Raw genomic sequence first — 11,185 nt, 5'->3', positions numbered from 1 at the left:
CACTGAAGAAATAAACTGCGCCACGGTGTGTGGCAACGGCAGGGCGGGGATGATCGGTGGGCAAATCCAGCGCATCAGGAGCTCCCGACAGTTGCTTGCGCCAGTAAGACAATTGGCGCTCCAGTATTTCACCTTGCAGCCATTGCCTTTGCCATGCGGCATAGTCTGCATACTGTAGCCGAAGAGGAAGCAACGGCGATGGCAAGCCCCGTGTGAACGAGGTGTACAGTACACGCATCTCCCGCACCAGCAAATCAATTGACCATCCGTCAGATGCAATGTGATGCATGGTCAGGACAAGTATATGTGCCTGCCCTGAAATACGGAAAACGGCAGCGCGCAACATTGGCCCGGTACCAAGGTCAAATGGCCGTCTGATTTCCTGTTGCATGACCTGCTGTAGGTCCTGTTCCGAATTGCTTAACTCGGAAAGGTCGACCATGGTAAGCCTGAACTGGTCTGCCGGACCAAGCACCTGCACATCCTGGCCATCGACAGTTTTGTAACTTGTACGCAGTACTTCATGACGGTTTGTCAGTTCATTGAGACTTTGCTCAAGTGCCTGTATATTTAACTGCCCATCGAGGCGAACAGCACCTGAGATATGATAGACCTCACCTAGTTGCCCCAACTGTTCCAGAAAGCGAAGCCTGGCCTGGGCAAAAGAAAGCGGTGCATGTGCTGTTTTTTGCAAGGCTCGTATCTGCGGTACTTTTGATGTCGTCTGAGGCGATTGAATATCGCTCTGCAGGTAAGTCATCAATGCGGATTTATTCGTCCGCAATAACTGCAAATCTTCAGCGTCCAAGGCACCTTGTGGCGCACGATACCTCAGTTGGCCTTCCTCAATCCGCAGACTAACGCCGCGTTCCTGAAAATCCGCTACCAGTTGCAAAATGTCGTTCATGTAAGCGTCCTATCTCCGTGCAGTGTCGCATGTTGGCGATATCAATATTATTTTTCGGCTTTCCTGTAGGCATCCTGGAAAACACGGTCCCATTTATCCTGGCGTTGCACCATGCCTTTGATAAACGGGGAAAGTGATATGAGGTAAATCCAGATCCTGTTGAGTAGCGAAAATGGAAAACGGAGCGGGCGTCGAAAATCGACGAAGAGCACAACACGAATTTGCTCGCTCTGGTTCCAGGCCTTATGCATGAAGGTGTCATCGAAGATGAGGCTCTTGCCTTGCTCCCAGTGTGCCAAAGTGCCACCGACCTCGATACCACATGCCTCTCTCTGTGTCGGAATCTTCAGGCCCAGGTGATAGCGCAAGACACCGGCGTAAGGCCCACGGTGAACAGGGATGACTTTATTGGGCAACAAGATGGAAAAGAACGCCGTTGTCAACCCCGGGATCTGACGCAACACTGAGCTCGTCTTTGGACAAGTTGCACAATTCTCAGACATCTTGCGTCCATACGTATAAAAGAAAAAAGTCTTCCAGAGCGCATCGTTGGTGATCAGCATCTGTTCGGATGAAATGTCCTGGAAGTTGGGAATCGCATCCTGATGTTTGAGAACAGCATTGAGTTCCTCAACAATAAGCGGTGTCGCAGCTTCTACCTGCTCAACCCAGGAGAAGTGCCTGGTATCAAAGAAATGCTCGTCGCCAACCAACGAATAGCGTTTCATGAGACGCTCGACTGTTCCAAAAAGGGATACGCGCCAGCGCATCCCAAGCATTGCCAATGCTTTCATTATTTTTTTCCTTGTTCAGCAAGATGAACTTGTGTCTTTTTATGGAAGCGCTTCCTAGAACATCATTTCCTGACAACCATACAGACGTTCAGAGATGAATCCTGCATCCCTGCATCGTTGTACAAAGCGATTTGATTCGACGATCTGGATACTGTCAGGTGAATATTCAAGTCCCAGCAAATGCTTGAGCCAGGGTTCCTGTCCCATTGCATAGACATAGACACGTGTGCACCCCAGTTCTTCAACGACAGCCCAGGCGCGGTCTGAGTTCGACCCTGACAGACGACGTGACTCGTCGTCTTTACGCAGTGCAGCGTTTGCCATGTATACCCCGTAGAGCCAGGTGAGGGGAGCGCCGTGACATTCCATGCCGATGAAGAGCGCATCGACTTTCCCGATTCGCTCAGCAAGACGCCGGTACAGAACCCGGTCAGTACAGTTTGCATCTGCAAGGAAAGCAAATCGACGGTCCTTGATTTCCAGCAACATTCCGTGCTTGCTATTGATGCTCAGGTCAGAGTGTTCGCCGTAAAAGGGAAGGCTGGTAATACGTCCATGCGGCAAAGCTATTTCGTCCAGAGGGTCCATGACCTGGACGCTGTCGAAGCCGAGATGTCGCAAGGTCAGCTTCAGGGACGGGTCTGCGATTGTGTTCGCGTTATTGCGTGGAACAACAACAGTACCAATCCGGCTGCGAAGCTGCAGCATCACTTCCGGGCAGAAGTGGTCCTGGTGGTTATGCGTCAGGAATACATAGTCAATGACATCGGGAAGATCAGCAAATGCCAGCCGGGCAGCGGCGTCATCACTTTGCCAGGCAACCATAGGATCAACCAGGATCGACACATCAGCTGTCTGAATCAAGACGCAGGCATGACCAAAATATCTCAGGCGAACATCGTCGCCCTGGTAATTCGGGAAAATTCGTGGCGGAGCTGATTCAGTGAAAAATGAGCGGAACACCTCAATTTTGTCGGCGTCTACCTCAAAAGCTTCTACCAGATCTGCAAATGAAGTCGGTTTTATGCGGCTCGCGGCAACCAGGTCTATGCGTTTGTCTCGAAAAGGAATGGAAGCGACAAAGCGATCGGGCCTGTCTACCCGTGGCGTATTGAGAAAGAAATCACGCTGGTTGTCAGGTTCATTCATGAAGATAAATTCCTGACCTGCTTCATTGGGTAAGGCTTGATCGTAAAGCAACTCCTCAATCAGGCGCATGTGTGGATGATTGTTCAAGTCGTAAGTCAGCTCGATCAGGCCAGCCAGCGATGGAGGCAATTTGTCGTAGAAATCATCGAGGCTGTATCCTTTTGCGCTGTCCAGTAACTGCCTTTCGAATTTCAAGAAATCATCGGCGAAATGGATAAGGTGAGAACACTCTGCAGTCATCTTGTCAAGCAAAGCGCGAATGGTCGGCACATCACTTTCTTTCAGGTGCAGGAAGGGGGCACACAAAAATTTAGGGTCGCGAGTGGTCGCAACGTGAACCGATGGATTCGCGATGAAAGAGCGGAGCATGGGAATCAGGCGGTGCACAATGTTAAAGGCCTGTTGCGCTGGAGAAACCAGATGCGGCCATGCCCACCACCTGTAGCATAGAGGTTCGATCTTGGTATTTGGTTTCAAATAGACTAAATCAGTTGCATTCGTATTGCTCATTGCTTTTGTCCTTAAGAAGGTGGGTGGGAAAGTCTGTTATTTATTTCCTGTTTTTCTCTGGTGTACGCTTTCGCCGGTCCGGCATAAGTGCAATGCCGCGCCGTTGCCAGACATCAAATAATTCCTTATGCAGATTATCCAGGTCAGCATCAGTGAGATCCGGAATGCGGGAAATTCTTGCTGAGATCGCATCATCATCCGCATCAAGCAATAGTTGAAACAACAGGTTGGAAACGCTGATGGATGGCTCGGCAAAGGCATCGTGCGCCAGACTGTCCAGAGTGAAACTGGTACTGCTGCCGAGCGATTTGCGTACCAGTTTTCTGTGTGAAGGTACGCTGGGTATCAGTCCGAACAGCACGTCATTCTTTTCTGCTGCTTTCGTTTTTTCAACAATCCAGTTACCTACGACGAGACGTTCTATTCCCGTTGTTAAAAAACATGTGACAGCATCGTCAACAGAATCAACAATCGGTTCAGCATGATTATTGAAGGAAGTATTCAGTACCATGGGTACGCCGGAAAGCTTGCCAACATGCTCTATCAACTGGTGATAAAGTGGATTGGATACCTTGCTGACTGTCTGTACGCGTGCCGTGCCGTCGACATGCGTAATCGCACCAAGATGGGCATGTTCGTGCGGGTGGACCGGAACAATGATCGTCATGTACGGCGCAACAGAAACCAGTGCCGGGAACTCGAAATAGTCTTTCGCCTGCTCTTCAATGACTGATGGGGCAAACGGACGATATCCTTCGCGCATTTTGACCATCGCATTGATGATCTGCTTATTTTCTCCCTTGCGGGGGTCAGCCAGGATGGATCGGTTTCCCAGTGCTCGCGGACCATATTCCGACCTCCCCTGTACCCATGCAATGACATGACCGTTCACGATCAATTCTGCGGCAACAGCAGGCGCATCCTGGACTTTGCGGGATTCTATAAGCGGCTGCCAGTCGGCAAGCATTGCGCCTATCGTTTCGTCCGAACCTATATCGCTACCCAGATACGGGTGAGGCATTACTGTCGGCGAGATTGTCTGGCCTAATTCACGACATGCATGAATTGCCGCACCAAGTGCATTGCCGGCATCGTGCGAAACTGGTGGTACATGTACCTGATCAAACAGTCCGGAACGCAGGATGACACCATTCATGGAACAATTCTGGGCAACGCCACCAGACAGGCACAGCTTCTTTTCACCAGTCATTGCCTGAAAATGCCTTAGCACATGCATGACGATATCTTGAAGCGCTTCCTGAAGTGCTGCTGCAAAATCCTTATGAACCTGCGTAAAAGGTTCGCCTTTGCGGCGTGGATTACTCACAAGGCCGGTTTCGGCCAGCAATGCATTTCTTTGATCCATTGGCATCAGGGAATACTGGCCGTTTGGTTCAAGGCGATACAGGCGTTTCAGGACACTGCTGTAGACTTTGGCATTTCCATAGGGGGCCAGGCCCATGACTTTGTATTCGTCAAACAGGCGATAGCCAAGCAAACCAATCAATTTTACGTAAAAATAACCAAGTGATCTGTCGATCGAAATCTGGCGCAGAATCTGCGTATGATCAGCATTGCATTGTGCGATCAGACCTGATGGCCCGTCACCTGCTGCATCCAGACAGAGATTAAGTCCGTGGTCAAATCCAGATGTGTACCACGCGGCATACAAATGCGCCATGTGGTGCCGACAAAATACGATACGTCTGGCGATATCGACACCGAATGCACGTTCGAATAATGATGCAATTGCCCGTCTTCCGCTACCGGCAACTGGGCCGGTGAGAGCAAAACGTTCCTGCAATATCCATAAATCCAGGAACTCTTCGGATGTGTCTACGGCGATGGCATCCAGGTCTGTCAGCGTCGCACCGACCGAATTCAGGCAAAACCGTATGGCTTCTTCAGGGAAAAAGTTACAGTGCTTCATCCGGTTAAGCCGTTCTTCCTCAATTGCGGCAATGACTTTGCCATCGGACATGATCGCCGCAGCTGCATCATGACCGATCACGCCGGGACGAGATCGCCATCCAGCGTTATGACCAAAGTCCGGAGTATTCCAGCCACCATGCCATCCAAGTACAAGCATTCCGATTGATCCTTTTCTGGTTATTCTATTTTTCCCTGAGTCAGCGCGTTCATGTGCTGGGAGTCAGTTCATCATTTGCACTTCTACAGCTTTCATACGCCAGAGTGGCAGTATTTCGTGAAGCAGTTGCTCCATCGCAGATTCACTTGCATTTCCAAGAAGCATGCAACGGGCAGACAGGCTTGATTCCTGCTCGTGGCAATTCAAAATGGAAAACAATTCTGCTGAAACAGGTCGCACATACGTATGCTGTGCTTGTGGTGCGCACATTTCCACAGCGTGATTTTTTTTGCCGTTGGCATCTGTATAGCGTGCCAGTTGATGTTCAGGCGCCAACCGTAATTTGAGACGATTGGCGAATTGAGTCAGTTTCAATTCCACGATGGGGCGAATGAGGCAATGATCAGCAATCACGGCATCGACGCATGAATTCAGCAACAAAGGTATAACTTGTGACAATGTTGTCAAAGGATGGCCAAGTTCATTTTCGAGGCGGGCGAGACGTAACGCAGGTATGCCAGTTTCCTGAAGAAAATGCGACATCAAGCCATGCAGGTAAGGCAACTCTGTAGCGTTGACTTTCAGGGCTGAGACGCTATGTGATGCGGTGAACCAGTCACCCAGACTATGTGTACCTGCATCTTTCAGTCCCGAATTGAAATAGCGAAGAGAGGAGGCAGCAGTCGTGTTTGTAAAATACTCCGTGACAAATTCATCGAGCACACATAGTGTGTCGAAAAAAAATTCGCTCTTATCTGTTTCCCCGGTATTGAGGCGAGAATCAGCAAGTATGGCCCATTGGCCGCATGGAACGACACCAAACCCCGGGCTGCCCTGCATCCAGGCAATCATTTCCCCATTCGCCAATAAAGCAGCCGCGGTCTGCTCCGGCTCTACTAGAGAGGTAATGGTAAAAATATCCTTCCATTGATCGACTATGTCCTCGAGATTCCCGGCTTGCGCTGGATAGTTCTGCCCCTGGATAATCGCAAGATGGCGCTGGCGGCTTTGTGCAGACAAAGGATGTTGAGACTGGGCTGCACCGATGGCATTACCCGTATCGGCAGCCCATTTTGGCAGGGACACCTGGCAAAAAGTTAACTTGTTTGCCAGATGGCTGGCAAATACAGGTATAGAGGCAACATTACCTGTCAATATGATGCTGCGTGCATTTGTTTGATTCAGGTAATGCCTCAGTACGTGATCAAGTACATTGCAGCACGCGGTACATGCACTGGCAATGATGTCGGTACGAAAACTGGCAGACGCGGTATCGACAGGCGTACGTTGTATTGCATCAAGATACTCAGCTTCGCTGGCAATATGAAAATTCCCATTCGGCAGCAGCCGTACCAGGCGTGAGAAAAGATGTTTATACAGTTGTCCGTCACCCGACAAACCAAGTTCGTGTCTTTGCAATGGTTTGGCACCGTACAATGTCAACAAGTCAGCGGAAAATTGCAGAATCCTTGCCAGCGATTGATCTTTGGACCACGCCACCATAGGACGAATGACCCCGGCGGTGCATTCAGCGACTCCACCGCCACCAGAAGAGACGGCATCATCAATACAGATGCATAAACTATCCTCGCAATCTGATGCATGCAAGCCACTGTATACGTGCGCAAGAATATGGTCACAAAAGTGTAGTCGTGACCGTACGTCTATCTTGAAAAAACGACTAAAACATTCACTGATCAGTGCGCATGAATCCAGGACTGGTATGGATGCGTCTTCCAGTGCAAGGTTCCGGCATTTTGTGTCAAGGGCGTCTTCGCTGGTATCGATGACGATCGCATCAATTTCATCCCAGTTAATGCCGCATTGGTTGAGGCAAGATGCAATCGCGTTGTATGGGATAGTAACAATATGGTCAGACAGGTTTGTTTCCTCGTCTGTCATCGCAGCAAGGAGCACGCCGTCGCGTATCAAGGCGGCTGCACCTCCCTGATATGCGCTGGCAAACAATTGCCCGACTGCTGGCGGGTGCGTAACAGGTACGTGTAAGCCTAAGACCAACATTTGTTTATCCTTTTAACTATGGATGCAGACAAGGCGGTTTTACACTTCAGCAAACAGGCGGAAGACATTATGGAAATTCACTTCAGCCTGCTGTGCCTGAGGAGAGCCAGGAAGCGCTTGCTCGACACTGTTGTGCAAGTGGTAGGCTTGCGTGACTGCCAGTCTCTGTGATTCATTGGGGAACATGCTTTGTACCCAGAAGATCGCCGCGGTTCGAATGCCGCGAGTTACCATTGAAACGGAATGCGGCACACCTGTCGGATAGAGAATTGCACTTCCCGCAGGTAACTTATAGCGTTGCATTTCCCCGGCATTATTAAACGTGAGTTCGCCACCGTTGTAGCTATCAGGATCACTCAGGAATAAGGTGATTGACATATCCGTACGTACATAATTTGTTCCCACGGGAGCCAAACCGCGATGGGCCGGGCTTGCCGCGCTGTGCAGGAAATTGGCGACTGGAAAATCAGTATGTTCCTTGTAGAACATCCCTTCTTCATACCTGCTGATGATGGGGCGAGTCATGTACCGCGGCCATGCATGCACCTGGAAATCCAGACTCTCCCTCAAGCTCGACTCGACCAGACGCAGCAAGTCAATATACACCGGGCATTCCGGGGCAAGTTCTGTGTTCCGTTTGTTCTCCTCGTTCCCTCCGGATAAATGACCACTTCCCCATTTTGCCTGCACCAGCATGCCACGGGCTTTTGCCAGTTGTTCGGAATTGAGCAAGTTCTTCAGAATATGGATATGCATGGAAGTCCCCGTAAAATTTATGACTTTGATGACCTGGATGGCTCTTGCGACGCTTTTGCATAACACAAGCTTGCCTCTCGCAATTTACCCAGAAAAGCTTCGATCACCGCTTGAAATCCTTCTGCGTTGTCGATCATGACGGAATGTCCGGCTGCGGCGACTATCGCTAATGTGGCATCGCGCATATGTGAGACGATGCGTTGAGCACTCGATGAGCTGAGGATGCCAGAGTAGGCGCCGCGAACGATCAAAGAAGGGCAATTGACACGTGCGAGGCTGTCCCAGACCTCAGCTCCGCTTTCTTCAAATGGATACGATGTAACCAGTCGGGGATCGGCGCGCAGTTCAAATTTCCCGTTCTTTATCGGGCGTAAGGCATCACGGGCGAGTTCGGTGAGCAGGGCGACCGGCGCGAGAGGGCGCGTCGCGACCAGTTGCTCTGCATACTGTGCGACTGAATCGTATTGCTGCAAGCTGGCCTGCAGCGCATTCCCTACATGGGCTTTCGCAACAGGATCGGCATCAGGTTCTGTATCGACGATAATGAGGCCGGCAACTCTTTCTCTGCATAGTGCGGCCACCCTTGCTGCAACCTTGCCGCCCAAGGAGTGACCGATCAGAATAACGCGATCAAAACCCAGCACATCCATAACGTGCAAAGTGTCGTGGACATGATTTACTGTCTCATACTGTCCATTTTCACACCAGTCAGATTCGCCATGACCGCGCAGGTCCAGGGTATAGGCACATGCGTTTGCCGGCAGACGTGAAATTGTTCGCCTCCAGACATAGCTCCCTTCTGCGAATCCATGAATGAAGAGATGTGGGACTTCGCCCTGACCATAACGCCGGACCGCAGAAACGCCGCCGTCGCGCCCCTTGATCTCGATTAATTGCCCGGTTGCGCCGATCTCGTCAATGGTTGTCATTTCTGCATCCATAAGAGTCAGCTCGCTACACGCACAGGTTGCCTGTTGTTGCGCAGTGTCGGTGGCATGCCGCGCTCCAGCGTCAGGATCAGGTCTGCACAATCAAAGAAGCGACTGTCGTGCGTAATGACGACAATCAATTTTCCAAGTGCTCGTAACCTTGGCACGATCTCGTGATAGAACAATTCCCTGCATTCCGGGTCCTGGTCTGCGGCAAATTCGTCAAATACGTAAGCGGGCTTGTCATCCAGGCAGGCAAGTAACATGGCTACCCTGCGTCGCTCGCCGCTGGAAAATGACGCAGCCTGGGCAAACAGTCCTACGTTGGGATCGACGACATGATCCAGTCTCAGTTGACGCAATAATTCGGAGTCTGCATCGACACGCGGGTCATGTTCGGTACCCCCTAGTCCGTCAAATAAAGTGAAGTCAGCAAAAACTGCGCCGAATTGCTGACGATAGAATTGACGATTGGTATCATTGATCTCTATATGATCGAGACTGATGTGGCCACTCCCAGGTGCGTAAAGACCTGCAAGTATTTTGGCGAAAGTCGTTTTTCCGCTGCCATTGCCACCAACCACAAATAACACGTCACCCGGCTCAAGCACCACATTGAACGGACCCAGATCAAGATCCTGTCGTGCGCTGTCTTTGAAATGGTAGGTGACTTCACTCATGACAAGTCGTTTCCAGTGAGTGAAACCATTGATTTTCAGAGTTGATGTGGCATTGTTTGTATTTGATTCAATGACATCCAGGCTGGTATCAGCCAGGGCGTTTTCCAGTTCATGTATGCGCCCCAATGCAACACCGGCACGGCCAAGTTGCTGCGTCGTACTCGAGATATTTTGCAAGGGGCCGAGCAAGAACATCAGGGACAAGGTGTAGGCCATCAATATCTGATGATCGACAAAGTCAGAAAATTTTCCGAAAATGAGGATTTCTATCAAGATAAGAAACAACAGGACAGCATATGCATTCGCGACAGAAAAAGAGATCAGTGAATTTGTATTCAACTTCGAGATTGAAGTTTGGGAATTTTCAAGATAGGCGATGACTTCTTTACGTTGATTGCCGCTCAGCTTCAACTGCTTGATACCTTCAACCATATTTTTGAAAACGCCAAATAGTTGCTGCTCTTTGGTGCGCAGGGCCATGATATTCTTGACCCCCGACTTTTGAAGTGGGGTATGCAGCAGCATGCCTATCCCCATGACAGCAAAAATAATGAGCAAGGGCTTGTATGAGAGCCAGGCGAGATAGGCAAAGCAGACGACCATGAAGGTCATGTCGCGTACCAGTGCGATGATGCCTGGAAGGGCATCAGCTATCCTGCCTGCATCGTCAACCAGCGATGTCAGCAGGCTCGATGGACGTGCCTGCTCGATACTGATCATGGGTGCGCCAATGATGCGTCGAACCAGATTCGAACGTAATTGTTGAATGATGGTTTGTGTCAGCGATGAGATGAATATGTTGGCGACAACTTGCAGCATGGTCGTTGCCATCGCCAGCAACAGAAATTGCCACCAGTTTGCCAGTTGATTCGTTGACTGCCCCAGGTACTGTGAAAGCAAAGTCACCAGAATCAGCATGAAGATCGCAGTCAAAAGACTCGATACGATGGAAAACACAAATTGGTAGGGTGACTCGCGCCACAGGAGTTTTATCAGCTTCACTTTTCTGCCCCATATGAGTGAGCGCGAGAAGCAGCGCCTTTGTCGTTTTCAGTCGGATAGCTTGACGCTATCCACGGTTGATTCGCATTTGATTCCATCAGATGACTCCCTCTTCTATGGCGTCGGACGATATGCTGGCGCCGAGAGAATCGATATGGCGCGCCAGCGCATCAATGGTGGTAAATTCAAAAATATCTCTTAATGCAAGTTCGATATTGAATTCGTCACGTATTCGTGAGACGACTTGCATAGCCGCCAGCGAATGGCCGCCCAGAGAAAAGAAGTCATCTTCAATACCGATCTGGTCCAGGTACAACACTTCTTGCCAGATGTTTGAAAGAGTGATT

The 11,185-nt window shown here is 50.2% G+C and carries 9 protein-coding genes; all 9 read right to left on the bottom strand.

Translation table 11 applies throughout. The features are described 5' to 3' along the window. Positions 1–907: condensation domain-containing protein (locus LZ463_RS28695; protein WP_241459752.1), on the bottom strand; the 907-nt coding region annotated here is incomplete at its 3' end. Between the two features lie 47 nt (positions 908–954). Further along, entirely contained in the window at positions 955–1,701 is a 747-nt protein-coding gene (locus LZ463_RS28690; RefSeq protein ID WP_241459751.1) for an aspartyl/asparaginyl beta-hydroxylase domain-containing protein, read from the bottom strand. Positions 1,702–1,755: 54 nt separating this feature from the next. Beyond that, complete coding sequence (locus LZ463_RS28685; protein ID WP_241459750.1) at positions 1,756–3,360, bottom strand: MBL fold metallo-hydrolase; 1,605 nt, start codon at positions 3,358–3,360, stop codon at positions 1,756–1,758. A 40-nt stretch (positions 3,361–3,400) separates the two neighbouring features. After that, positions 3,401–5,449: a carbamoyltransferase family protein gene (locus LZ463_RS28680; RefSeq protein WP_241459749.1), complete on the bottom strand. Its 2,049-nt coding sequence runs from the start codon at positions 5,447–5,449 to the stop codon at positions 3,401–3,403. Positions 5,450–5,512: 63 nt separating this feature from the next. Further along, entirely contained in the window at positions 5,513–7,471 is a 1,959-nt protein-coding gene (locus LZ463_RS28675) for a hypothetical protein (protein WP_241459748.1), read from the bottom strand. Between the two features lie 39 nt (positions 7,472–7,510). Continuing rightward, positions 7,511–8,227: a Fe2+-dependent dioxygenase gene (locus tag LZ463_RS28670; protein ID WP_241459747.1), complete on the bottom strand. Its 717-nt coding sequence runs from the start codon at positions 8,225–8,227 to the stop codon at positions 7,511–7,513. Positions 8,228–8,244: 17 nt separating this feature from the next. Continuing rightward, positions 8,245–9,156, bottom strand: coding sequence for an alpha/beta fold hydrolase (locus LZ463_RS28665; RefSeq protein ID WP_241459746.1), 912 nt, complete (start codon positions 9,154–9,156; stop codon positions 8,245–8,247). Positions 9,157–9,173: 17 nt separating this feature from the next. Then, complete coding sequence (locus tag LZ463_RS28660; RefSeq protein WP_241459745.1) at positions 9,174–10,838, bottom strand: cyclic peptide export ABC transporter; 1,665 nt, start codon at positions 10,836–10,838, stop codon at positions 9,174–9,176. 97 nt (positions 10,839–10,935) lie between these two features. Beyond that, a partial coding sequence (locus LZ463_RS28655; protein WP_241459744.1) for a phosphopantetheine-binding protein occupies positions 10,936–11,185 on the bottom strand: 250 nt, incomplete at its 5' end.

It is taken from the genome of Undibacterium paludis (assembly GCF_022568815.1).
In the GTDB taxonomy this organism is placed as follows: Bacteria; Pseudomonadota; Gammaproteobacteria; order Burkholderiales; family Burkholderiaceae_D; genus Undibacterium.
The sequence above is the reverse complement of the archived record's forward strand: the minus strand, read 5'-3'. Positions and strand labels throughout refer to the sequence as shown.